This window comes from Hansschlegelia sp. KR7-227 (assembly GCF_049446035.1).
In the GTDB taxonomy this organism is placed as follows: domain Bacteria; phylum Pseudomonadota; class Alphaproteobacteria; order Rhizobiales; family Methylopilaceae; genus Methylopila.
In genome coordinates this window covers 1,373,208-1,397,636 of sequence record NZ_JBMSEA010000001.1, presented here as the reverse complement: position 1 = coordinate 1,397,636, position 24,429 = coordinate 1,373,208, and the positions used below count along the sequence as shown (strand labels likewise).

Annotated in this window: 20 protein-coding genes; 19 read left to right on the top strand and 1 reads right to left on the bottom strand. The window is 68.1% G+C overall.

Annotation, left to right across the window (positions count from 1 at the left end):
* Positions 1 to 8 precede the first annotated feature (8 nt).
* The 19 genes from ACO2RJ_RS06545 to fabZ all read left to right on the top strand — a co-directional run bounded on the left by ACO2RJ_RS06545 (position 9) and on the right by fabZ (position 22,872).
* On the top strand, positions 9 to 800 hold the full coding sequence (locus ACO2RJ_RS06545) for a biotin--[acetyl-CoA-carboxylase] ligase (RefSeq protein ID WP_423267183.1): 792 nt from the start codon (positions 9 to 11) through the stop codon (positions 798 to 800).
* 2 nt (positions 801 to 802) lie between these two features.
* Complete coding sequence (locus ACO2RJ_RS06540; protein ID WP_423268920.1) at positions 803 to 2,473, top strand: ribonuclease J; 1,671 nt, start codon at positions 803 to 805, stop codon at positions 2,471 to 2,473.
* Between the two features lie 153 nt (positions 2,474 to 2,626).
* On the top strand, positions 2,627 to 3,031 hold the full coding sequence (gene mce / locus ACO2RJ_RS06535) for a methylmalonyl-CoA epimerase (RefSeq protein ID WP_423267182.1): 405 nt from the start codon (positions 2,627 to 2,629) through the stop codon (positions 3,029 to 3,031).
* Positions 3,028 to 3,309, top strand: a complete 282-nt coding sequence (locus ACO2RJ_RS06530; protein WP_423267181.1) for a DUF1467 family protein — start codon at positions 3,028 to 3,030, stop codon at positions 3,307 to 3,309. Before mce ends, ACO2RJ_RS06530 begins: the two co-directional genes overlap by 4 nt.
* A gap of 520 nt (positions 3,310 to 3,829) precedes the next feature.
* Positions 3,830 to 5,152, top strand: coding sequence for a proline--tRNA ligase (proS, locus tag ACO2RJ_RS06525; RefSeq protein WP_423267180.1), 1,323 nt, complete (start codon positions 3,830 to 3,832; stop codon positions 5,150 to 5,152).
* 64 nt (positions 5,153 to 5,216) lie between these two features.
* Complete coding sequence (locus ACO2RJ_RS06520) at positions 5,217 to 6,440, top strand: lipoprotein-releasing ABC transporter permease subunit (RefSeq protein ID WP_423268919.1); 1,224 nt, start codon at positions 5,217 to 5,219, stop codon at positions 6,438 to 6,440.
* Positions 6,437 to 7,171, top strand: coding sequence for an ABC transporter ATP-binding protein (locus tag ACO2RJ_RS06515; RefSeq protein ID WP_423267179.1), 735 nt, complete (start codon positions 6,437 to 6,439; stop codon positions 7,169 to 7,171). The genes ACO2RJ_RS06520 and ACO2RJ_RS06515 overlap by 4 nt, the downstream gene beginning before the upstream one ends.
* Before the next feature lie 335 nt (positions 7,172 to 7,506).
* Positions 7,507 to 10,947, top strand: a complete 3,441-nt coding sequence (dnaE, locus tag ACO2RJ_RS06510; RefSeq protein WP_423267178.1) for a DNA polymerase III subunit alpha — start codon at positions 7,507 to 7,509, stop codon at positions 10,945 to 10,947.
* Between the two features lie 201 nt (positions 10,948 to 11,148).
* Positions 11,149 to 12,186 (top strand): 30S ribosomal protein S2, encoded by a 1,038-nt coding sequence (locus ACO2RJ_RS06505; protein ID WP_423267177.1) that lies wholly within the window; start codon positions 11,149 to 11,151, stop codon positions 12,184 to 12,186.
* A gap of 103 nt (positions 12,187 to 12,289) precedes the next feature.
* Positions 12,290 to 13,222, top strand: a complete 933-nt coding sequence (tsf, locus tag ACO2RJ_RS06500; RefSeq protein WP_423267176.1) for a translation elongation factor Ts — start codon at positions 12,290 to 12,292, stop codon at positions 13,220 to 13,222.
* A gap of 20 nt (positions 13,223 to 13,242) precedes the next feature.
* Complete coding sequence (gene pyrH / locus ACO2RJ_RS06495; RefSeq protein ID WP_423268918.1) at positions 13,243 to 13,959, top strand: UMP kinase; 717 nt, start codon at positions 13,243 to 13,245, stop codon at positions 13,957 to 13,959.
* A 45-nt stretch (positions 13,960 to 14,004) separates the two neighbouring features.
* A complete protein-coding gene (frr, locus tag ACO2RJ_RS06490; protein ID WP_423267175.1) occupies positions 14,005 to 14,568 on the top strand; it encodes a ribosome recycling factor in 564 nt (187 codons plus the stop codon).
* A 153-nt stretch (positions 14,569 to 14,721) separates the two neighbouring features.
* A complete protein-coding gene (locus tag ACO2RJ_RS06485) occupies positions 14,722 to 15,501 on the top strand; it encodes an isoprenyl transferase (protein WP_423267174.1) in 780 nt (259 codons plus the stop codon).
* A complete protein-coding gene (locus ACO2RJ_RS06480) occupies positions 15,498 to 16,352 on the top strand; it encodes a phosphatidate cytidylyltransferase (protein ID WP_423267173.1) in 855 nt (284 codons plus the stop codon). Before ACO2RJ_RS06485 ends, ACO2RJ_RS06480 begins: the two co-directional genes overlap by 4 nt.
* Positions 16,346 to 17,539 (top strand): 1-deoxy-D-xylulose-5-phosphate reductoisomerase, encoded by a 1,194-nt coding sequence (dxr, locus tag ACO2RJ_RS06475; RefSeq protein WP_423267172.1) that lies wholly within the window; start codon positions 16,346 to 16,348, stop codon positions 17,537 to 17,539. The genes ACO2RJ_RS06480 and dxr overlap by 7 nt, the downstream gene beginning before the upstream one ends.
* 45 nt (positions 17,540 to 17,584) lie before the next feature.
* Positions 17,585 to 18,733: an RIP metalloprotease RseP gene (gene rseP / locus ACO2RJ_RS06470; protein WP_423267171.1), complete on the top strand. Its 1,149-nt coding sequence runs from the start codon at positions 17,585 to 17,587 to the stop codon at positions 18,731 to 18,733.
* Between the two features lie 175 nt (positions 18,734 to 18,908).
* Positions 18,909 to 21,338 (top strand): outer membrane protein assembly factor BamA, encoded by a 2,430-nt coding sequence (bamA, locus tag ACO2RJ_RS06465; protein WP_423267170.1) that lies wholly within the window; start codon positions 18,909 to 18,911, stop codon positions 21,336 to 21,338.
* 119 nt (positions 21,339 to 21,457) lie between these two features.
* A complete protein-coding gene (locus ACO2RJ_RS06460) occupies positions 21,458 to 22,390 on the top strand; it encodes a UDP-3-O-(3-hydroxymyristoyl)glucosamine N-acyltransferase (RefSeq protein WP_423267169.1) in 933 nt (310 codons plus the stop codon).
* Positions 22,387 to 22,872, top strand: a complete 486-nt coding sequence (fabZ, locus tag ACO2RJ_RS06455) for a 3-hydroxyacyl-ACP dehydratase FabZ (protein ID WP_423267168.1) — start codon at positions 22,387 to 22,389, stop codon at positions 22,870 to 22,872. Before ACO2RJ_RS06460 ends, fabZ begins: the two co-directional genes overlap by 4 nt.
* Positions 22,873 to 22,977: 105 nt before the next feature.
* Here the strand turns inward: fabZ and gltA are convergent, their stop codons facing one another.
* Complete coding sequence (gene gltA / locus ACO2RJ_RS06450; protein ID WP_423267167.1) at positions 22,978 to 24,306, bottom strand: citrate synthase; 1,329 nt, start codon at positions 24,304 to 24,306, stop codon at positions 22,978 to 22,980.
* Positions 24,307 to 24,429: the final 123 nt, after the last annotated feature.

The window sequence follows — 24,429 nt, the reverse complement described above, 5'->3', positions numbered from 1 at the left end:
ACGGCGGCATGAGCTTCACGCTTGGACCCGCCGCGCGCGAGTCGGGCCACGATCTCGTGGCTTACGACACCGTCGGCTCGACCAACGCCGAGGGCCTGAGCCTCGCGCGTGAGGGCAGGGGGCCGATCTGGGTGGTCGCCCGCGCGCAGACGGACGGGCGCGGGCGCCGCGGCCGGTCATGGTCGACCGAGCGCGGCAACCTCGCCGCAAGCTTCGCGGCCCAGATCGACGTGCCGGCGGCGACCGCCGCGACGCTTGGCTTCGTCGCAGGGCTCGCGCTCGAGGCGGCGCTGCGAAGCGTCGCAGCCTCGCTCGAGCCGCGGACCTCGCGGCCCGAACTCAAATGGCCGAACGACGTGGTCGTCGACGGGGCGAAACTCGCGGGGATCCTGCTCGAGGCCGACCAGCTTCCCGACGGGAGGCTCGCGATCGTGATCGGCCTCGGCGTCAACGTCGTCTCGGCGCCGGACGATCTGCCCTATCCCGCGACCTCGCTCCGCGCGCGCGGCGACCGGGCGACGGCGGAGGAGCTGTTCGAGGCGCTGACGGACACCTTCGTCACGTGGTACGACACCTGGGACGAAGGGCGCGGCCTCGCCGCCATCCGCAAGGCCTGGATGGCGCGGGCGGCGGGCCTGGGCTCCGAGGTCGTGGTCGATCTCGGCGCCCGGACGATCCGCGGACGATTCGAATCCATCGACGACAGGGGTCGGCTCGTGGTACGCGCGCCCACCGGCGTCGCGACCGCGGTCTCGGCGGGCGATGTTTATTTCGGGGCCCTTGGCGCCGACCGTTATTGAAAGTGATCATGGCGCAGGATCTGGTGTTCGTCCCCCTCGGCGGGGTGAGCGAAATCGGGATGAATCTCGGCCTCTACGGCTTCGGCGAAGGCCGCAAGCGGCGCTGGCTGATGGTCGATTGCGGCGTGCTGTTCGGCGATCCCGCCTGGACGCCCGGCATCGACATCATCATGCCCGACATTCGCTTCGCGCTCGCCGAGAAGGCCAATATCGAAGCGCTGGTGCTGACGCACGCGCATGAGGACCACTACGGGGCGGTGCTCGATCTGTGGCCGGCGATGCGCAAGCCGATCTACGCCACCCCGTTCGCGGCGGCGATGCTGGAGGCCAAGCGCGCCTCCGAGCGCGGCGCGCCGAAGCTCGACATCCGCGTGATTCCGCAAGGCGGCCGCTTCAAGGCCGGACCGTTCGACGTCGAGTTCGTGCCGGTCGCGCATTCGATTCCGGAATCGAACGCGCTCGCGATCCGCACAGCCGCCGGCCTCGTCGTCCACACCGGCGACTGGAAGATCGACCCCACCCCCGTGCTCGGACTGCCCACCGACGAGGCGCGCATGCGCGAGCTCGGCGAGGAGGGCGTCGCGGCGGTCATCGGCGATTCGACCAACGCGCTGCGCGAAGGCATCTCGCCGTCCGAGCTCGACGTCGCGGCGAGCCTCACCGAACTGATCCGCAGCGCCCCCGGCCGCGTGGCGGTGACGACCTTCGCCTCCAATGTCGGGCGTCTCAGGGCCGTCGCCGACGCCGCCCGGGCCGCCGACCGCCAGGTCGTGCTGATCGGCCGGGCGATGCTGCGGGCGACCGAGGTCGCGCGCGAGCTCGGCATGCTGGAAGGCGTGGGCGAGTTCCTGAGCCCGGACGCCTATGGCTATCTCCCGCGCGACAAGGTCGTCGCGATGATGACCGGCAGCCAGGGCGAGCCGCGGGCCGCGCTCGCCCGCGTCGCCTCCGGCGATCATCCCGAGGTGAAGCTCGCCAAGGGCGACCGCGTGATCTTCTCCTCGCGCACCATCCCGGGCAACGAGAAGGCGGTCGGCCGCATCATCAACGATCTGACCGCCGGCGGCGCCGAGGTGATCACCGACCGCACCCATTTCGTCCACGTCTCCGGCCATCCGCGCCGCGACGAGATCGCCATGCTCTACGGCTGGCTGAAGCCGAACCTCGTCGTGCCCGTGCATGGCGAGGAGCTCCACATGCACGAGCACGCGGCGTTCGCAACGTCGATCGGCGTGCCGAACGTGGCGCGGGTCAGCGATGGCCAGATGATCCGGGTCGCCGGCGGCCCGGCCGAGATCGTCGACGAGGTCCAGAGCGGCCGGATGCTGAAGGACGGCAAGGTGCTGGTCCCGATGAGCGACCAGACCATCGCGGAGCGCCGGCGCCTCGCCTTCGCCGGCGTGGTGACGGTCGCGCTCGCGATCGACGAGCGCGGCGAGGTCGCGACCGCGCCGGAAGTTCGCTACACCGGCCTGCCGCCGCGCGACGACGAGGGCACCCCGATGGCCGAAGTGCTCCGCGACACCGTGCTCGACTGCCTCGACGGGCTGGCTCGCGGCAAGCGCCGGGACCACGCGCTGGTCGCGACGGCGGTCGAGCGCGCGGTGCGCGGCGAACTCGGACTGGTCTGGGGCAAGAAGCCGGTCTGCCACGTCGCCGTGCTCGGCGTCTGAGCCGGCGCCGATCGGCGGAAAGTCTGACGCGGCGGACCGTTAACGCCGGCGCGCCGGCGGAATAGTCTGGCGTTGCGCGACATTGCGCGGATGTGCCGGCGCGTTGCGCCGTTATTGCGCGGCCGTTCCGCGCCCTTGCAGGAGCGTTTCACGATGATCGGCCGCCTCAACCACGTCGCCATCGCCGTGCCTGACCTTGCCGCCGCGACCGCCGTCTATCGCGACACTCTGGGCGCGACCGTGACGCCGGCGACCGAGCAGCCGGAGCACGGGGTCACCGTGGTGTTCATCGAGCTTCCCAACACCAAGATCGAACTGCTTGAGCCGCTTGGAGAAAAGTCGCCGATCCAAGCGTTCCTCGATCGCTCGCCGGCCGGGGGCATCCATCATGTCTGCTACGAGGTCGACGACATCCTGGCCGCCCGCGACCAGCTGAAATCGCAGGGCGCGCGGGTGCTCGGCGACGGCGAGCCCAAGATCGGCGCTCACGGCAAGCCGGTTCTGTTCCTGCATCCTAAAGATATGCTCGGCACCCTTGTGGAGCTCGAACAGGCTTGATCTTCTCCTGGATCAGTTGGGCGGCGGTCTACTTCGTGATCTGGTGGACGACGCTGTTCGCCGTTCTGCCGTTCGGCGCGCGAAGTCAGTTCGACGACGGCGTCATATCTCCGGGGACGGAGCCCGGAGCGCCGACGCGGGCGCGAATCGGGCGCCTGTTCTTGATCACGACGGCAGCGGCCACCGTCGTGTTCGCGCTGCTGTTCTGGATCCTGCGGCAGGACGTCTTCGGCCTGGACGACATCCCGTTCCTGCCGAGATTCGACCGGGTCGGCTGACGTCCTTCAGACCAGGGCAAGTCTTCGTCGGGGAGATCCCGACCGCGCGGACCGGCATGTCTTTCAGCCGGCGACGGGCTGCTTCGCTGCGGCGGGAGAGGCAGGGCGCAGGACAAAAAAAAGCAAGGCCGAAGCCTTGCTCATCTCAAGTTCGTCGTCGTCGTGCCCGATTTCGACCCAGACGCCGCGAGCGGTGCGGGACTTCGGCGTCAGGTCGGCGGCGTCGCTGCAAAGCGCGCCGCACGGACATCCTCCCAAGACTTGGGCCGGATTATCGCTGGCGAGGCAACTTCGCCGGCGGGCCCTTTCTTATGGAGCAGACCTTATCCAAGGTTTTTCAGCTTGTCATCTCTTTGTGCAGCCGGCGCCGAAAAAACGAGCGTAGGGAAATCCAGGCACCGGCGCGCGGGGCGAGCAGTCCGGGCGCCCTTGTGTTTTCACAGCTCATCGGCTTTCGTGCCGGCCTTCCCGAGAAGGGCCGGCCGCCCGCGGATTCGCCCGGAAACTCCAAGAGAACTCGATGCGCCTCAGCCGTTATTTCCTTCCGATTCTGCGCGAGGCGCCGAAAGAGGCCGAGATCGTCTCGCACCGTCTGATGCTGCGCGCCGGCATGATCCGGCAGGAGGCGGCCGGCATCTACGCCTGGCTGCCGCTCGGGCTGAAGGTGCTCAACAACATCTCGAAGATCATCCGCGAGGAGCAAGACCGCGCCGGCGCGATCGAGTTGATGATGCCGACCATCCAGCTCGCCGACCTCTGGCGCGAAAGCGGGCGCTACGACGCCTACGGCAAGGAGATGCTTCGCATCAAGGACCGGCATGATCGCGAGATGCTGTACGGCCCCACCAACGAGGAGATGATCACGGAGATCTTCCGCTCCGCGGTGCGTTCCTACAAAGACCTGCCCAAGAACCTCTATCACATACAGTGGAAGTTCCGGGACGAGGTGCGGCCGCGCTTCGGCGTCATGCGTTCGCGCGAGTTCCTGATGAAGGACGCCTATTCCTTCGATCTCGACGCCGAGGGCGCCCGCACATCCTACAACCGGATGTTCGTCGCCTATCTCCGCACCTTCGCGCGCCTCGGCCTCAAGGCCGTGCCAATGAAGGCCGACACCGGCCCGATCGGGGGCGATCTCAGCCATGAATTCATCATCCTCGCCAAGACCGGCGAGAGCGAAGTGTTCTGCCACAGCGACTATCTCGGCTTCGACACCCCGCCCGAGACGGTCGACTTCAACGACGCCGCGGGTCTGCAGGCGATCGTGGACCGCTGGACCAGCCTCTACGCCGCGACCGAGGAAATGCACGACGCCGCGGCCTTCGCCGAGACGCCCGAGGCCAAGCAGGTCTCGGCGCGAGGCATCGAGGTCGGTCACATCTTCTACTTCGGGACGAAATATTCTGAGCCCATGAAGGCCGTCGTCGCAGGCCCTGACGGCGCCATGGCCCCCGTCCACATGGGCTCCTATGGCATCGGGCCGTCGCGTCTCGTCGCCGCCGTGATTGAAGCCGGCCATGACGACGCCGGAATCATCTGGCCCGATGCGATCGCGCCGTTCCAGGTCGGGCTCGTGAATCTCAAGCCCGGCGACGCCGCGGTCGACGCGGCCTGCGACGACCTTTACGCCAAACTCAGGGGGCAGGGCGTCGACGTGCTGTATGACGACACCGACGAGCGGCCGGGCTCGAAATTCGCGACGATGGAGCTGATCGGCCTGCCCTGGCGGCTGGTCGTCGGGCCGAAAGGCCTCGCGGCGGGCACAGTTGAGCTCAAGCGCCGCTCCGGCGGCGCGGCCGAGGCGGTCTCCGCCGACGGCGCGCTCTCCGCGATCCTCGGCTGACCCGGTGGCGGCGATCGAGGACGCCGCCCCCGGCGGCACGCGACCCGGGGCCCGCTTCGAGTGGATGATCGCCGGGCGTTATCTGCGCGCCCGTCGCAAGGAAGGCTTCATCTCCGTGATCGCCGGGTTCTCGTTCCTCGGCATCATGCTCGGCGTCGCGACGCTGATCATCGTCATGGCGGTGATGAACGGCTTCCGGACCGAGTTGCTGAGCAAGATCCTCGGCATCAACGGCCATGTCGTGGTGCAGCCGCTTGACGGGCCGCTCACGGACTACGCCGCCGTCGCCGAGCGGATGTCGAAGGTCTCCGGCGTCAAGTTCGTCATTCCGCTGGTGGACGGCCAGGCGCTGGCGTCCTCGCCCGCCGCCGCGTCGGGCGTCCTCGTCCGCGGCCTGCGGGGCCAGGATCTGGGACGGCTGCAGCTCGTCTCCCGCACCATTCGCGAGGGCACGCTCGAGGGCTTCGACGACGGCGGCGGCGTGCTGATCGGAAAACGCCTCGCCGACCAGCTCGGCGTACACGCCGGCGACACCCTCTCGCTCGTCTCGCCGCGGGGCGCCGTCACGCCGATGGGCGTCACCCCGCGCATCAAGGGCTATCGGGTCGCGGCGGTGTTCGAGATCGGGATGTCGGAATACGACGCCGCCTTCGTGTTCCTGCCCTTCGAGGAGGCGCAGGCCTATTTCAACCGCGAGGGCGATGCGTCCGGCATTGAGGTCTATCTCGACGATCCGGACTCCCTCGACGTGGTCAAGCCCAAGCTGCTGGCGGCGGCCGAGCGCGGCGTCTATCTCGTCGACTGGCGCGAACGGAACAAGACGTTCTTCTCCGCGCTCGAGGTCGAGCGCAACGTGATGTTCCTTATCTTGACGCTGATCGTGCTGGTGGCGGCGCTGAACATCGTTTCCGGCCTCATCATGCTGGTGAAGGACAAGGGGCGCGACGTCGCGATCCTGAGAACCATGGGCGCGACGCGCGGCGCGATCATGCGCATCTTCCTCATCACCGGCGCGAGCATTGGCGTGGTCGGCACGCTCGCAGGCTTCGCGCTCGGCATGATCGTGTGCTGGAACGTGGAGGCGATCCGCGCGTTTCTGGCGTCGCTGACGGGGACCGAGCTGTTCTCGCCGGAAGTCTACTTCCTCAGCCGGTTGCCGGCGGATCCCTCCCTCCGCGAGACGGCGACGGTGGTCGGAATGGCTCTGCTCCTGTCGGTCGTGGCGACGCTCTATCCGTCGTGGCGAGCGGCCGCGCTCGATCCCGTCGAAGCGCTGCGTTACGAATGACCGACGACCTCTCCTTTGACGATCCTGCCGACGCCGGGGCCGCCGAACCGCAGGCCGCGCCGCTCCTCGTGCTCGACCGCGTGACGCGCGCCTATGTGCAAGGGGAGACCAGGATCGAGGTGCTCGCCGGCGCCTCGGCGACGATCGAATCCGGCGAGGTCGTGGCTCTGATCGCGCCCTCCGGGGCAGGCAAATCCACTTTGCTCCATGTCGCCGGCCTGCTGGAGCGACCGGACGGCGGCGAGGTGACGCTCGACGGAACGGCGACCTCTCATCTGTCCGACTCGGCCCGCACCGCGCTCCGTCGCAACCAGATCGGCTTCGTCTACCAATTCCACCATCTGCTGCCGGAGTTCTCCGCGCTGGAGAACGTGGTGCTGCCGCAGCTCATTCGCGGGCTCGGGGAGCGTGAGGCGCGCCGCCGCGCGGAGGAGTTGCTGACCTATCTCGGCCTCGGCGCGCGGCTGAAGCACAGGCCGGCCGAACTGTCCGGCGGCGAACAGCAGCGGGTCGCGATCGCCCGCGCGGTCGCAAACGCGCCGCGCCTGCTGCTCGCCGACGAGCCCACCGGCAATCTCGATCCCGACACAGCGAGCCATGTGTTCACGACCTTGACGGCGCTCGCCCGGGCGTCCGGTCTCTCAGCGATCGTCGCGACCCACAATCTCGATCTCGCCGCGACGCTCGACCGCCGGCTGACCTTGCGCGACGGCGGCCTCGTCGAGGCCTGACCGCCGGCCGGCCGACGAGGTTCCCCACCGCTGGACGGGCGTTTCGGGCCGGGCGCGGTCGGCGGCGGCGCGCCGGCTTGACACGCGGCGGCAAATCAGAACGAATATGGAACATAAAGTGTCCATAGGGGGTTCACATGCCGTCTCACATCTTTCGCGCCCTAGCGTTCGGGGTTCTTGAACTCGGGTCCGTCGCGGCCTTCGTCGGCGCTCTTGTGGTCTGGTCGGTCGCGCTGAGCGGCGCGTGAACGACGCTTTCCTGTGGAGAGCCGACGCGCGAGGTCCGGCGCCGCGTCCAGCCCTGTAGAAGGGGCGTAACGGTAGGGAAGGCGGGAATGGCCGATATGAGCGCGTTCAAGGCCGACCCGGGCTTCATCCACCTCAGCGTTCGCTCGTCCTACTCCCTGCTCGAGAGCGCGCTGACGGTCGCAAAGATTGCCGCGATCGCGAAGGCCGACCGCATGCCGGCGGTGGCGCTCACCGACGACAATCTGTTCGGCGCCCTGGAATTCTCCGAGAAGCTCTCCGCCGTCGGCGTCCAGCCGATCGTGGGCCTGACGCTCTCCGTGGATTTCGGCGACCGTGAGGAGCGTCTCGGCCGGCCCATGCGGGAAAGCCGCAAGCCGTCGCTTACGCTGCTCGCGTGCTCGGAGACCGGCTACCGCAACCTGATGGCGCTGAGCAGTCAGTCCTTCCTCGACGGCGATCAGGAGGAGGGGACGCATGTCCCGCTCGGGGCGCTGGTGGGGCGGATCGGGGGTCTGGTCGCGCTGACGGGGGGCCCGGACGGGCCGGTCGACCGCGCGCTGTCCGACGCGGCCGACGACATTGCGCACGCCCGCCTCGACCGCCTGAAGGACCTGTTCGGCGATTCCCTCTATGTCGAACTGCAACGCCACGGCCTCGCCGGCGAGAAGGCGGTGGAGGCGGCGATCGTCAGCCTCGCTTACGCCAACGGCCTGCCGCTCGTCGCGACCAACGGCGCGCGCTTCGCCGAACGCAGCGACCACGAGGCGCACGACGCTCTGATCTGCCTCGCGGACGGTCGCGTGCTCGGCGAGACCGAGCGGCGTCAGTTGTCGCCGGATCACTACCTGAAGTCGCGGGCCGAGATGGCGGCGCTGTTCGCCGACCTGCCGGAGGCGCTCGCCAGCACCGTCGAGATCGCGCGCCGCTCGGCCTATCGTCCGCGCACGGCCAAGCCGATCCTGCCTCGCTTCACCGCGGACCATGGCGGGGCCGCGGACGAGGCGGTCGAGCTCCGGCGGCAAGCGGAGGAGGGCCTCGTCGCCCGGCTCGCAGCCCATGGCGTCGCGCCGGGCCTGGACGAAGCGACCTATGTGGCGCGCCTCGCCTTCGAGCTCGACGTGATCGAGCGCATGAAATTCCCGGGCTACTTCCTGATCGTCGCCGACTTCATCAAATGGGCGAAGGGGCAGGGGATCCCCGTCGGGCCGGGCCGCGGATCGGGCGCGGGCTCGGTGGTCGCCTGGTCGCTCACGATCACCGACCTCGATCCGCTGCGCTTCGGCCTTCTCTTCGAGCGCTTCCTCAATCCCGAGCGCGTGTCGATGCCGGATTTCGACATCGATTTCTGCCAGGACCGCCGCGACGAGGTGATCCGCTACGTGCAGCGCCGCTACGGGCACGACCGCGTCGCCCAGATCATCACCTTCGGCACGCTGCAGGCGCGCGGCGTGATGCGCGACGTCGGGCGCGTGCTCGAAATGCCCTATGGGCAGGTCGACAAGCTGTGCAAGCTGGTGCCGCAGAACCCTGCGAACCCCGTCACGCTCCAGCAGGCGGTGACGGACGAGCCCAAGCTCGCGGAGGCGCGCGGCTCCGACCCGACGGTCGCGCGGATGCTCGACATCGCGCTCAAGCTCGAGGGGCTGTACCGCCACGCCTCGACCCACGCCGCCGGCATCGTGATCGGCGACCGGCCGCTGTCGGAGCTGGTGCCGCTCTACCGCGACCCGCGCTCGGACATGCCCGTCACCCAGTTCAACATGAAATGGGTCGAGCCGGCCGGTCTCGTGAAGTTCGATTTCCTCGGACTGAAGACGTTGACCACGCTGACCACGGCCGTCGAGCTGCTGAAACGGCGCGGCGTCGCGGTCGATCTCGAAAAGATCCCGATCGACGACGCGGCGACCTACGCCATGCTGTCGCGCGGCGAGACGGTCGGCGTGTTCCAGCTGGAAAGCGCCGGCATGCGCCGCGCCCTCGCCGACATGAAGCCGGACCGCTTCGAGGACATCATCGCCCTGGTCGCGCTCTACCGACCCGGCCCAATGGCGAACATTCCGGTCTACTGCGCGCGCAAGCACGGCCAGGAGCGGCCGGAATATCCCCACCCCAAGCTCGAGCCGATCCTGGGCGAGACCTTCGGCGTCATCATCTACCAGGAGCAGGTGATGCAGACCGCCCAGTCGCTCGCCGGCTATTCGCTCGGCGAGGCTGACCTGCTGCGGCGGGCGATGGGCAAGAAGATCCGCTCCGAGATGGACGCGCAACGGGACCGCTTCGTCTCAGGCTGCGTCGCGGGCGGGATCGGCAAGGGCGACGCGTCGACGATCTTCGACCTGCTGGCGAAGTTCGCTGACTACGGCTTCAACAAGAGCCACGCGGCGGCCTATGCGCTGGTCGCCTATCAGACCGCCTATCTCAAGGCGAACCATCCCGTCGAATTTCTCGCAGCGTCGATGACGCTCGAAATGGGTTCGACCGACAAGCTCGCCGAGTTCCGGCAGGAGGCGGTGCGTCTGAAGATCCCGGTCCGCCCCCCTTGCGTGAACCGTTCCGACATCCGGTTCGACGTGGAGGACGGCGCCATTCTCTATGCGCTCGCCGCGCTTAAGGGCGTCGGCGCGTCGGCTGTGGAAGGGCTCGTGAGGGAACGAAAGGCGCGCAGTTTCAAGAGCCTGCCGGATTTCGCCAGGCGCATCGACGCAAAGGCGCTGCCCAAACGCGCGCTTGAAAGCCTCGCCCAGGCAGGGGCGCTTGACGCGCTGGAGCCCGACCGCGCGCGCGCGCTCGCCAGCGTCGAGTCGATCATGGGGATCGCTGCGCGCACGCGCGACGACGCGGCGGTGGGGCAGAACGATTTCTTCGGCGGCGGAGACGAACCGGTTCGCGCCGTCGCGCACGAGCCATGGTCGGCCGGCGACAGGCTGAAGCGGGAGTATGAGGCGGTCGGCTTCTTTCTCTCCGGCCATCCGCTGGACGATTACGTCGCGACGCTCGCCAAGCTTCGCGTCCGCGGCTACGCCGAGTTCGCGGCCGCCGTGAAAGCGGGCGCCACGGCCGGTCGACTCGCCGCCACGGTCCTGACCCGGCAGGAGCGCAAGACCCGCACCGGCAACCGGATGGGCGTGGTCACCCTGTCCGATCCGTCCGGACACTACGAGGCCGTGATTTTTTCGGAAGGCCTCGCCAAATACCGCGATCTTCTGGAGCCGAACACGCCGGTCATCATCAACGCCAGCGCGGCGCTCGAGGGCGACGAGGTCCGGATCCGGATCGAGCATGTCGAGCCGCTCGACCGAGCGGCGGAGAAGGCGCAGCGCACGATGCGCATCTTCCTGCGCGCGCCCGATCCGCTCGACGCGGTGTCGCGGCGGCTGGAGGCGGGCGACGGCGAGGCCTTCGTGGTGATGCTGCTGGAAGGGGAGACCGAGGTCGAGATCAGGCTCCCGGGCAAGTATCGCGTGTCGCCGCAGATCGCCGGCGCGTTGAAGACCGTTCCCGGCGTCGTCCACGTCGACGCCGCCTAGGCGTCGAGCCTGGCGATGGATCTGAAATCTGCGGGCGCGAGGGCGATCGCGGTCTCCGCGGCTTGCTTTCGCTTGGGCTCTTCGCCTATAAGCCGCGCCATCCCACACGCGGGCTGACGGCGATAACCAAGCCGTTCCGGCGTCGGCTCGATCACCGAGCACCGGCGAACGTCCGCGGAGGTCCAACCGGAGAATTGCACTATGGCGCTTCCCGACTTCACCATGCGTCAGCTGCTCGAAGCTGGCGTTCACTTCGGCCATCAGGCCCACCGCTGGAACCCGAAGATGTCGCAGTACATCTTCGGCGCCCGCAACAACATCCACATCATCGATCTCGCCCAGACCGTGCCGATGCTGCACCGCGCTCTTCAGGCGGTTTCGGACGTCGTCGCCGGCGGCGGCCGCGTCCTGATCGTGGGCACCAAGCGCCAGGCGGCCGAGGTCGTGGCGGATTCGGCGCGCCGCTCCGCGCAGTATTTCGTGAACTCCCGCTGGCTTGGCGGCATGCTGACCAACTGGAAGACGATCTCCGGTTCGATCCAGCGCCTGCGCAAGCTCGAGGAGATGCTGTCGGGCGAGGCCGCGCACGGCTTCACCAAGAAGGAGCGCCTCACGCTGTCGCGCGAACGCGACAAGCTCGAGAAGACGCTTGGCGGAATCAAGGATATGGGCGGCCTGCCCAACCTGATCTTCGTGATCGACACCAACAAGGAGCAGATCGCGGTGATGGAGGCCAAGCGCCTCGGCATTCCCGTGGCCGCCATCCTCGACACCAATTCCGATCCGGACGGCATCACCTATCCGATCCCCGGCAATGACGACGCCGGCCGCGCGCTCGCCCTTTACGGCGACCTGATCGCGCGCGCCGCGATCGACGGCATCGGCCGCGGCCAGGGCGATCTCGGAGTGGACGTCGGCGCCCAGGAGGAGCCGGTGCTTGACGAGGTCGCCGCCGAGCCCGCCGTCGTCGAGGTCACGGAATTCGAAGCGCCCGTTGAGGCCTACGAACTGCTTGCCGCTCCCCGCGGCGCGCCGGACGACCTGTCGAAGCTCACTGGCGTCGGGCCGCAACTCGAGCAGAAGCTCAACGAGTACGGCATCTACCACTACTGGCAGATCGCCGCGATGAGCGCCGACGACGTCGCCAAGGCGGACGCCGAGATGAAACTGAACGGCCGCATCGGCCGCGAAGGCTGGGTCGCGCAGGCGCGCGAGCAGCTCGCGGGCGTCGCCGCCTGATCACCAGAGACCTCCGTAGCTCCCGCCGCACGCCTCCAGCGTCGCGGCGGGAAGCCGGACACCGCCGCATAACGATCCGTGCGGCGCGCATTTTGAGGATGAGATGGCCAACGTCACCGCAGCCATGGTCAAGGAGCTTCGCGAGAAGACCGCCGCCGGCATGATGGACTGCAAGAACGCGCTGAACGAGACGGGCGGCGACATCGAAGCCGCCGTCGACTGGCTGCGCAAGAAGGGTCTCGCCAAGGCCGCCAAGAAGGCCGGCCGCACGGCCGCCGAAGGTCTGGTGGCGCTCAGCGCCGAGGGCCAGAAGGGCGTCGCGGTCGAGGTCAATTCGGAGACCGATTTCGTCGCGCGCAACCCTGAATTCCAGGAGATGGCGTCCGCGATCGCCGGCGTCGCGCTGGGCGTCGGCGACGACGTCGCGACGATCGAGGCGGCCGCCTATCCCGGCGGCGGCACGGTCGCGGAGAAGATCCAGGCCACGATCGCCACGATCGGCGAGAACATGACGCTGCGCCGCGCGGCGCTCCAGGCGGTGTCGAACGGCGTCGTCGGCTCCTACGTCCACGGCCAGGTCGCGCCGGGCCTCGGCAAGATTGCCGTGCTCGTCGCGCTTGAGTCGGAGGGCAAGGCGGAGCCGCTGCTCGCGCTCGGCAAGCAGATCGCGATGCATGTCGCCGCGACCAACCCGCAGGGCCTCGACGCCGCGTCGATCGACCCCGCGATCGTGGCGCGTGAGCGCGACGTGCTGGCCGCGAAGGCGCGCGAGGGCGGCAAGCCGGAGAACGTCGTCGAGAAGATCGTCGAGAGCGGCGTGAAGACCTTCTACAAGGAGGCCACGCTGCTTGAGCAGGTCTTCGTGATGGACCCCGACGGCAAGAAGACCGTCGCTCAGGCGGTCAAGGCCGCGGAGGCCGAGGTCGGCGCGCCGATCAAGGTCACGGGCTTCGTGCGTCTCGCGCTCGGCGAGGGCGTCGAGAAGGACGAGACCGACTTCGCCGCCGAGGTCGCCGCCGCGGCCGGCCAGGGCTGAGTCCGACCATGCCCGACGCGATGACGACGCCGCTTTACCGCCGCGTGCTCGTCAAGGTGTCGGGCGAGGCCCTAATGGGGCCTCAGGGCTTCGGCCTTCACCAACCAACGGTCGACCGGATCGCGGCCGACCTCGCCGCCACCCACGCGCTTGGGATCGAGCTCGCCGTCGTCGTCGGCGGCGGCAACATCTTCCGCGGCGTGCAGGTGTCGAGCCAGGGCGTCGATCGCGCGACCGGCGACTATATGGGCATGCTGGCCACGGTGATGAACGCGCTCGCGCTCGCCGCGGCCATCATGCGCCAGGGCACGCAGGCCCGCGTGTTGTCCGCGCTCGACATGCCGGCGGTGGCCGAGACATACACGCGACCCCGCGCGCTCGCCCATCTCGATCGCGGGCGGATCGTGGTGTTCGCGGCCGGCACGGGCAATCCGTTTTTCACCACCGACACCGCCGCCGCGCTGCGCGCGGTCGAGACCGGTTGTGACGCGCTGCTGAAGGCCACCAACGTCGACGGCATCTACTCCGGCGACCCCAAAAAGGACCCTACGGCGACCCGCTACGAGCGGCTCAGCCATGACGAAGTCCTGCAGAAGGACCTCAAGGTGATGGACGCGGCGGCCTTCGCGCTTGCGCGCGAGAACGCGCTTCCGGTAATCGTCTTCTCCATTCACGAGCCCGGCTCGATCCCGGCGGTCGTCAGCGGCGGAGGACGCGCGACGGTCGTGTCGAGCTGACAGAGGCGGACACAACCGCCCCGCCTCCCGCCAGGACAAGGTTTCATGCCCGCCAGCCCGTTCGATCTCGACGACATCAAACGCCGCATGAACGGCGCGATCGCATCGCTCAAATCCGATCTCGCCGGTCTGCGCACCGGTCGCGCCTCGACCAACCTGCTCGATCCGGTCCACGTCACCGCCTATGGCGCGGAGATGCCGCTCAACCAGGTCGCCACGGTCAGCGTGCCGGAGGCGCGGATGCTGTCCGTACAGGTGTGGGACCGTTCCATGGTCGGCGCCGTGGAGAAGGCGATCCGCGAATCCAATCTTGGGCTGAACCCGATCACCGAGGGGCAGCTGCTGCGCATCCCGCTGCCCGAGCTGAACGCCGACCGGCGCAAGGAGCTCGTGAAGGTCGCGCACAAATACGCCGAGCAGCAGCGCGTGGCGGTCCGCCACGTCCGTCGCGACGGCCTCGACGTGCTCAAGAAGCAGGAAAAGGACGGCGATCTCGGCCAGGACGAGCATGACAAGCTGGCCGATCAGGTCCAGAAGGCGACCGACGCCGCCGTCGAGGAGATCGATCAGGCGCTCGCCGCTAAGGAAAAAGATATCCTTCAGGTGTGATAGGGTAGCCGGGCTCGACTCGGAGGCCGGCGCCCAGGCGTCGCGCGGGATCGGTCGAGATCGGCGCGGCTCGTTCCGCCGACCATCAGACGTCGATCGTCCGGCCGCCAAATCGGTCGGACGTGTCCGAGCACTCCTGTCAGGCCCCGCGCGATGCTGCCGAGGAACCTCAAGAGATGGACCGGAGGCGCCGCTGACAAGGCGCCCGCCCGCGACGGCCTCGCGCCGCGCCACGTCGCCATCATCATGGACGGAAACGGTCGCTGGGCGGCCGCGCGCGGTCTGCCGCGGGCCGAAGGCCATCGCCGCGGCGTGGAGGCGCTGCGCCGGGCGGTGAAGTCCGCGCACGAGCTTGGGGTCGAGCACCTCACGCTCTACAGCTTCTCCGCGGAAAACTGGTCTCGCCCGGCGGAGGAGGTCTCGGACCTCCTGAATCTGTTGCGGATGTTCATCCGGCGCGATCTGACCGAATTGCACCGCAGCGACGTGCGCATCCGGGTCATCGGCGAGCGCGACGGCCTGCCTCCGGACATCGTCAAGCATCTCGAAGAGGCCGAGAACCTTACGTCTCAGAACAGCGGTCTCACCCTGATCGTCGCTTTCAACTATGGCGGTCGGCAAGAGATCGTGGGTGCCGTCCGCCGCATCGCCGAGGCCGTGCGCGATGGCCGCCTCGACCCCGCCGCCATCGACGCCGCGGCCGTGGCCGCGCAGCTCGACACCGCCGAGATTCCCGATCCGGACCTCGTGATCCGCACGAGCGGCGAACAGCGCATTTCAAATTTCCTGCTTTGGCAGAGCGCTTATTCCGAATTTGTCTTCCTGCCGATCCACTGGCCGGATTTCGACCGCGAGGCCTTCGCCGCAGCGATAGCGAGCTTTCGGGCGCGCGAGCGGCGGTTCGGCGGCCGCGTAGCCCAGGCCGGCGAGTGACGGAGCTTCCACCGGCGCGGTCGAAGACGTCGGAGCTCGCCCGACGCGTCGCGTCCGCGATCGTCATGGTCGTCGGCGCCCTCGCCGCCGCGTGGGCAGGGGGTCTCGTCTTCGCGGCGTTCTGGACGCTGGCCGGCGTGGCCGTCGGGGTGGAATGGGCATGGCTCGCCGCCGCCGATCCCAAGGCCAGACGGTGGAGCGCTCGGATCGTCGCCGCGACGCTCGGCGTCGCTGGCGCGGGCCTGGGGATTGCGGGCTATCTTTCGATCGATCCGCTCGCCATCGCCGGCGTGCTCGTCCTCGGGGCGTTGGTCGTCTGGGTCGTCGCGCGGCCGGCCTCCGTTGCCGCCTGGGGCGTGCCTTACGGGGCGGCCGCCTTCGTCGGCGTCATCCTTCTGCGGCGCGATCCGGTCGACGGGCTGCTCGCCACCCTCTGGCTGTTCGCGGTGGTGTGGGCGACGGACATTCTGGCGTTCTTCGTCGGCCGCGCCGTGGGGGGGCCGAAGCTCGCGCCGCGGCTGTCGCCGAACAAGACATGGTCCGGGGCCATCGGCGGCGCAATCGCCGGCACGGCGGCCGGTTGCGGGGTGGCGTTCGCCGGCGGAGCGCAGAAGCTTTGGCCGGTCGCGGTCGTCGCCCTGGCCGCGGCGATCGCCGCCGAGATCGGCGACCTCTTCGAATCCGGAGCGAAGCGCGCGTTCGGCGCGAAGGATTCGAGCCAGCTCATCCCCGGCCATGGCGGCCTGATGGATCGCCTCGACGGCTTCCTCGTGGCGGCGACGCTCGCAGCGATCATCGGCGTGGCGCGCGGCGGCTTCGACGGAGCGGGGCAGGGGCTGTTGAGATGGTGACGCGGCCGCGGCGCAGCGTCACGGTCCTGGGGGCCACCGGGTCGGTCGGACGCGCGACGGTCGACCTGCTCGAACGCCATGCCGACTCCTTCGACGTCGAGGCTGTCGTCGGCGGGTCCAACGCTGCGGCGCTGGCCGATATTGCGGTCAGGCTCCGGGCGCGGCGGGCCGTGCTCGCGGACGCGGCTCGCGGCCCGGCGCTCGCCGCAGCCCTCGATGGATCCGGCGTCGCGTCCGCTGCGGGCGAACGCGCCGCTCTCGACGCGGCCTCCATCCCGGTCGACTGGACCATGGCCGCCATCTCCGGCGCCGCCGGCCTGGCGCCTACCATCGCCGCCGTGCGGCGAGGCGGAGCGATCGCGCTGGCGACCAAGGAATGCCTGGTCTGCGCCGGCGCCGCCTTCATGGCGGAAGTGGCGGCCAGCGGCGCCCTGCTGCTCCCGGTCGATTCCGAACACAACGCGCTCATGCAGGCCCTCGGCGGACAGAGCGTCGACGCGGTCGAGCGCATGACGCTGACCGCGTCCGGGGGCCCGTTTCGAGAGTGGAGCGCCGAGCGCATCGCGCGGGCCCGGCCTGAGGACGCCCTCCGGCATCCGACATGGTCGATGGGCGCGAAGATCACGATCGACTCGGCGACGCTGATGAACAAGGGCCTCGAACTGATCGAGGCCCACCACGTCTTCGCCTGTCCGGAGGAACGACTCGACGTGGTGGTGCATCCGCAATCCGTGATCCACGGATTGGTGACCTTCCGCGACGGGGCCGTGACGGCGGGCCTCGCAGCGCCGGACATGCGCGTCCCGATCGCCCACACGCTGGGATTCCCCGCGAGGCTTGCGACGCCCGCCGCCAGGATCGACCTCGCACGCATCGGTCAACTGACGTTCGAGACGCCGGATCTCGAGCGATTTCCCGCGTTGCGCCTCGCGCGGGAAGCGCTCAGCGACGGCGGCGCGGCGCCGACGGTGCTGAACGCCGCGAACGAAGTGGCGGTGCATCTCTTCCTTGCGCGCCGGATCGGCTTCTCCCACATCCCCTTCATCGTTCAAGAGACGATGGAGCGGGCGGCGGCGAGCGGATCGAACGCCGCGCCCACGACCATCGAGGATGCGCTAGCGCTTGACGCGCATGCACGGCGGCTCGCATCCGAATGCTTGCCAGAGGCCCAGTTCCGGGCGCAGTGATTAGTAGTGGCGCCTCGCATCTGGCGCGACGGTCGAGGGCTTGGAATGTCTTTCCTGAACGAAATGCTCGGCGCCGGCACGGCCACACTTGGTTACCTAATCCCGTTTCTCTTCGTGCTGACCCTCGTGATCTTTTTCCACGAGCTCGGTCACTTCCTCGTGGCGCGATGGACGGGCGTCAAGGTGCTGGCGTTCTCGCTGGGGTTTGGTCCCGAGCTTGTCGGATTCAACGATCGACGCGGCACTCGGTGGCGCATCGCGGCCATTCCGCTTGGCGGCTACGTTCGCTTCGCCGGCGACGACGACGGCGCGAGCACGCCCGACGTAGCGGCGCTCGATCGGATGAGCGCGGACGAGCGTAGGAGCAGCTTTTTCTTCGCTCCGCTGCCCAGCCGCGCGGCGATCGTGGCGGCTGGTCCAATCGCGAATTTCTTATTGGCCACGGTGATTTTCGCCGCGATCTTCATGTCGGCCGGACGGTCGGTCACCGACGCGGTCATCGACGAAGTGGAGGCTGGAAGCCCCGCCGCCGCGGCGGGCTTCGCGCCGGGCGACCGTGTGGTCAGCATCGACGGCGAGGCGATCGAATCCTTCGGGGACATGCAACGCGTCATAGAGACGGCAGCCGGCCGCACACTCAAGGTGCGGATCGATCGCGGCGGCGAATCCGTGGATCTGACCGCGACCCCGCAGGAGCGCGAGATCACCGACAATTTCGGCAACAAGATTCGCCTCGGGATGCTCGGGCTGAAGCGCACCACGAACGCCGAAAACGTGCGCCTCATCCGCTACGGACCGGTCGACGCGGTGGTCGCCGGCGCCCAGGAGACGTGGTTTCAGGCTTCGCGCACGCTCGCCTATCTCGGGCGCATGGTCGTCGGGCGCGAGTCCACCGACCAGCTCGGAGGGCCGATCCGGATAGCTAAGACCTCGGGCGATTTCGCAACGCTTGGCTTTGTCGCACTGCTTCATCTGGCCGCGATCCTGTCGGTCTCGATCGGCCTTTTGAACCTGATGCCCATACCCCTGCTCGATGGCGGGCATCTGCTTTTCTACGGGATCGAAGCCCTGCGAGGACGGCCGCTTGGCCCCCGGGCGCAGGAGATCGGCATGCGGATCGGGCTGGCGTTCGTGGTCATGTTGATGATTTTCGCGACATGGAACGACATCGTTCACCTTTCATCGCTAGGTTGAATTTCCAGGGGCGTGGCCCTGCCGCAACGGCAGGGCTGAAACGTCACGCGTGTCATGAGTAGCGAGTTTGCACGTGCGACAAAGTTCTATAGAAGCGGACGGGGTCGCTCCGCTGAGTTTCACCGCCAATGGCGAATGCGGGCGAACGGTAAACGGAACGGGGGTCCGTCAGCCCATGAAGCGTGTGGTTCGAGTTGTCGGGCGCCTTGCCCTGGCGTCGTCGGTCGCGGTCGCCGCGGTCACCGTCGGTGCCATCGGTGGGTTCCCCGGCGCCGGTGAGACGTTCGCTCAGAGCGGCGGCATCACGGTGCGGGGCAACAAGCGCGTCGACGCCGACACCGTCCGGTCCTATTTCACGGGCCGCGGCCCGCTGACGCAGGCCACCATCGACGAGGGCATTCGCGGCCTGTATTCGAGCGGCCTGTTTTCGGATGTGAAGGTGAGCCGCTCGGGCGGCGGCATCGTGGTCGTCGTGAGCGAGAACCAGGTCATCAACCGCGTCGCCTTCGAGGGCAACTCGAAGGTCAAGGACGCGGTGCTGTCGGCCGAGGTGCAGTCGAAGGCGCGTGGCCCGTTCAACCCCGCCCTCGTGCAGGCCGACGCCCAGCGCATCACGGAAATCTACCGCCGCTCCGGCCGCTATGAGGCGACCGTCGAGCCGAAGACGATCGCCCAGGACAATGGCCGCGTCGATCTGGTCTTCGAGATCAACGAGGGCGGCAAGACCAAGATCAATTCGATCAACTTCGAGGGCAACGAGGCGTTTTCGGACGGCCGCCTTCTCGACCAGATGACGACGACCGAGTCGAACTGGCTGAGCTGGCTGAAGACCTCCGACGTCTATGATCCGGACCGGATCAACGCCGACCTCGAGCTGCTGCGCAAGTTCTACCTGAACCATGGCTACGCCGACTTCCGGGTCGTCTCGGCCAACGCGGCCTTGGATAAGGCGACCAACGCCTTCACCCTCACCATCGCCGTCGAGGAAGGCCAGCCCTACAAGTTCGGGTCCGTCAACGTGGAGTCGAACGTCCCCGAGATCGACGCGGCGACGCTGAAGGGGAAGCTCGAGACCAGCGCTGGCTCGACCTACAGCGCGCAGGACGTCGACAAATCCGTCGAGGCCATGTCTCTCGAGCTCGCCTCGCGCGGCTACGCTTTCGCGCAGGTCCGTCCGCGCGGCGACCGCAACCTCTCCGACCAGTCGATCGGCATCACCTATGTCGTCGAGGAGGGCGCGCGGGTCTATGTCGAGCGCATCAACGTCCGCGGCAACACCCGCACGCGCGACTACGTCGTGCGCCGCGAGTTCGATATCGGCGAGGGCGACGCCTACAACCAGATCTTCGTCGACCGCGCGGAGCGGCGCCTGAAGGCGCTTGGCTTCTTCAAGAACGTCAAGATTTCGACCGAGCCCGGCTCGTCCCCCGACCGCGTGATCCTGAACGTCGACGTCGAGGATCAGCCCACTGGCGAATTCTCGGTGGCCGGCGGCTACTCGACCCAGGACGGCGTGATCGGCGAGGTCGCGCTCGGCGAGCGCAACTTCCTCGGCCGCGGCCAGTATGCGCGCGTCGCAGCCCAGTTCGGCCAGAACACCTCGGGCTTCGATTTCTCGTTCACCGAGCCCTACTTTCTCGGGCAGCGCGTTTCCGCCGGCTTCGACGCCTATGTCAAGCAGCGCGACGAGACGGACTATTCGTCCTACGAGCTCGACACCTATGGCGGCGGCATCCGGTTCGGCTTCCCGATCACCGACGACTTCACGATCGGCACGCGCTACCAGATCTACCAGCAGGACCTGAAGGTTCCGGGGCGCTACCAGCCATTCGTCCGGGCTAAGGATGAGACGACGCCCGACCCCGACGACACAACGCTCGTGCCGAATCCGGACCGAGCGTCGGTCGCCCTTCTCGAGGCCGAAGGCAAGACGCTGACGTCGCTTGGCGGCCTGTCCTTCATCTACAGCACGATCGACAACCCGCAGGACCCGACCAAAGGTCTCTACGCGGAGCTCAAGGGCGACGTGGCGGGTCTGGGCGGCGACACCCAGTATGTCCGCACGACCTTCGACAGCCGATACTACCACCCGATCTGGTCGGAGAACGTGATCGGCATGCTGCGCGCGCAGGCCGGGCATATCCAGGCCTGGGGCAAAGACGACCTGCGCGTGCTCGACCATTTCCCGGGCGGCCCGGATCTCGTGCGCGGCTTCGAGCCGCAGGGCTTCGGCCCGCGCGACGTCGGCAGCCCGCAGGAGGATCCGCTCGGCGGCACGACCTATTTCGGCGGTTCGGCGGAAGTCCAGTTCCCGATCTTCGGTCTCCCCAAGGAGATCGGTCTGAAGGGCGCGCTGTTCGCCGACGCGGGCACGGTGTTCAATTACGAGGGCATCAAGTCGCTCCGCTTCATCGATCCGGACGGCAACCAGCAGAAGCTCACGGTCGGCCTCGAAGACAGCAAGAAGATCCGCTCGTCGATCGGCGCGTCGCTGCTCTGGAGCTCGCCGCTTGGTCCGATCCGCTTCGACTTCGCCAAGGCGCTGTCGAAAGAGAAGTACGACGAGACGCAGATCTTCCGCTTCTCCGGCGGCACCCGTTTCTGACGTCCGGCTTTCGGACGCTCTAAAAATTTCGTAAAGGGGCGGCAGGGGCGATCCTGTCGCCCCTTTGCGTCCGCGGCTCGACGCCGCTTGCTGCGTCCCGGCTCACAGCCGCGAGGACCATGATCCAACCCCGATTTCTGCCGCAACCGAAGCCGCTCGACCTCGATCGCCTGCTCGCGCTGACGGGCGCGCGCGCGCTCGGGGCGGCGCCCGGGGGCTTCGCGATCGACGGTCTCGCCGCGATCGGTCGCGCCGGGCCGTCGGACCTCGTTCTGGTCGACGATGCGCGCGAATTGCGGGAGCTGACGCGCAGCCGCGCCGGCGCCTGCCTGCTCTCGCCCGAGACGGCCGAGAGGGCGGCTGAAGGGCGGCCCCTCCTTCTGGCCACGCTGGAGCCGGCGCGAGCCTTTGCGACGGTTGCGACCGCTCTCTATGCGCATCCCGCGCGGCCGCAGGCGATGTTCGGTCCCGGCGTCGCGGCGGGGGCGGTCGTCCATCCCAACGCGCGGCTCGAGACGGACGTCTCGGTCGATCCCGGCGCCGTGATCGGGCCGCGGGCGGAAATCGGCCAAGGGGCCATCATATGCGCGAACGCGGTCGTCGGCCCCGACGTCCGGATCGGCCGCCACAGTGTCGTGGGACCGTGCGCCTCGATCGCCAACGCCTTGATCGGGGATCGGGTGGTTGTGCATGCCGGCGCCCGGGTCGGAGGACGCGGGCCGGGCGCGCCGCGCCGCGTGCTGATCGGCCGGGTCATCCTGCAGGACGACGTCTCGATCGGCGCGAATTGCGTGATCGACGCCGGAGCGTTGCTCGATACGGTGATCGGGGAGGGCGCCCACATCGCCAATCTCGTCGCGATCGGCGCGGACGCCATGATCGGTCGGCGCTGCGTCGTCCTCGGATTGGGACTTGCAGGCGGCGAACGTATACCAGACTACGCCGTGACCACGGGCGCCGCGCCGACGCGGGAACGACTGGACGCGAAACGCATTGCGCTTGAACGCCGGCCTGAGAGCCGGGACGGCGCGCTGGAGGAGCCTGCGAGATGAACGACCACGTCGCCGTTCCGGACGCGCCGACGCCGACCACGCTCGGGACGGCCGACATCATGGCCATCATGGCGGCGCTGCCCCATCGTTACCCGTTCCTGCTGATCGATAAGGTCATCGAGATCGACGGCGACCGATCGGGCGTCGGCATCAAGAACGTCACGATCAACGAGCCGCATTTCCAGGGCCATTTCCCCGGGGCTCCGGTCATGCCCGGCGTCTTGATGATCGAAGGCATGGCGCAGACGGCGGGGGCGATCTGCGTTTCGTCGCGGACCGCGCCGGGCGCGCCGCGGGTCGTCTATTTCATGACGATCGACAACGCCAAGTTCCGCAAGCCCGTCGTGCCCGGCGACGTGGTCGAGTACCACATGACCCAGCTGAAGAAGCGCCGGAACATGTGGTGGTTCAAGGGCGAGGCGAAGGTCGCCGGGGTGCTGGTCTGCGAGGCGGAGATCTCCGCGATGATCGTCGACGCCTGAAGCGGCGCGGCGGCGCGCCGGTCGTCTCCCGGACGAAGAACGCACAAAAACGCCCGGACCTGGTCCGGGCGTTTTCGAATCAGGCGATCGACGGGACGGATGCGCTCAGCGGCGCTGGCTGATCGTGACGTATTCCCGGGGCGGAGCGCCGGTGTAGAGCTGACGCGGCCGGCCGATGCGCTGCGAGGGGTCCTCGAACATCTCCTTCCACTGCGCGATCCAGCCCACGGTGCGGGCGACGGCGAACAGCACGGTGAACATGGACACGGGAAAGCCCATCGCCTTCAGCGTGATGCCGGAATAGAAGTCGATGTTCGGATAGAGCTTCTTCTCGATGAAGTAGTCGTCCTGGAGCGCGATGCGCTCGAGCTCCATCGCCACGTCGAGCAGCGGGTCATCCTTGATGCCGAGCTCGCCCAGGACCTCGTGGCAGGTCTTCTGCATGATCTTGGCGCGCGGATCGTAGTTCTTGTAAACGCGGTGGCCGAAGCCCATCAGGCGGAACGGATCGTTCTTGTCCTTGGCCTTCGCGACGTATTTCTGGACGTTGTCCGGCGTGCCGATCTCGCCCAGCATCTTGAGCGCGGCTTCGTTGGCGCCGCCATGCGCCGGGCCCCAGAGGCAGGCGATGCCGGCCGCGATGCAGGCGAACGGGTTGGCGCCGGAGGAGCCGGCGAGGCGCACCGTCGAGGTCGAGGCGTTCTGCTCGTGGTCGGCGTGCAGGATGAAGATCCGGTCCATGGCGCGCGCCAGCACCGGGTTCACCTTGTACTCCTCGCACGGCACGGCGAAGCACATGTTCAGGAAGTTCGCCGAGAAATCGAGCGCGTTCTGAGGGTAGATGAAGGGCTGGCCGAGCGAGTACTTGAAGGCCATGGCGGCCAAAGTGGGCGTCTTCGCCACCATCCGGATCGAGGCGATCAGGCGCTGCTCGGGATCGTTGATGTCGGTCGAGTCGTGGTAGAACGCCGACAAAGCGCCCACCACGCCGCACATCACCGCCATCGGATGGGCGTCGCGACGGAAGCCGGAATAGAAGCGCGACATCTGTTCGTGCACCATGGTGTGGCGCGTGACCTGACGGTCGAACTCCGACTTCTGCGCCGCCGTCGGCAGGTCGCCGAAGAGCAAGAGATAGCAGGTCTCCAGAAAGTCGCCGTTCTCGGCGAGCTCGTCGATGGGATAGCCGCGGTAGAGCAGCACCCCTTCGTCGCCGTCGATATAGGTGATCTTCGATTCGCAGCTCGCGGTGGAGGTGAAGCCGGGGTCGTAGGTGAACAGGCCCGTCGCCTTATAAAGGCTCTGCACGTCGATCACGGAGGGGCCGATCGAGCCGTGGCGCATCGGCAGGTCGAGATCGACGCCATTCACCGAAAGCCGACCCGCTTCGGCCGGGGCGTCGTCCTTTTTCAGCGTGCTGCTCGTCGCGTTCATCGCCGATACCTTTCGCTGGACGGGCCGTGCTCCGACCTCCGGGGTCCGCGGGGCTAGCCATGGGGAACGGCGGAGCCGCGAGCCGGTTGGAGCCTGACTGCTGCAACTTTTGTTGCAGTGCGA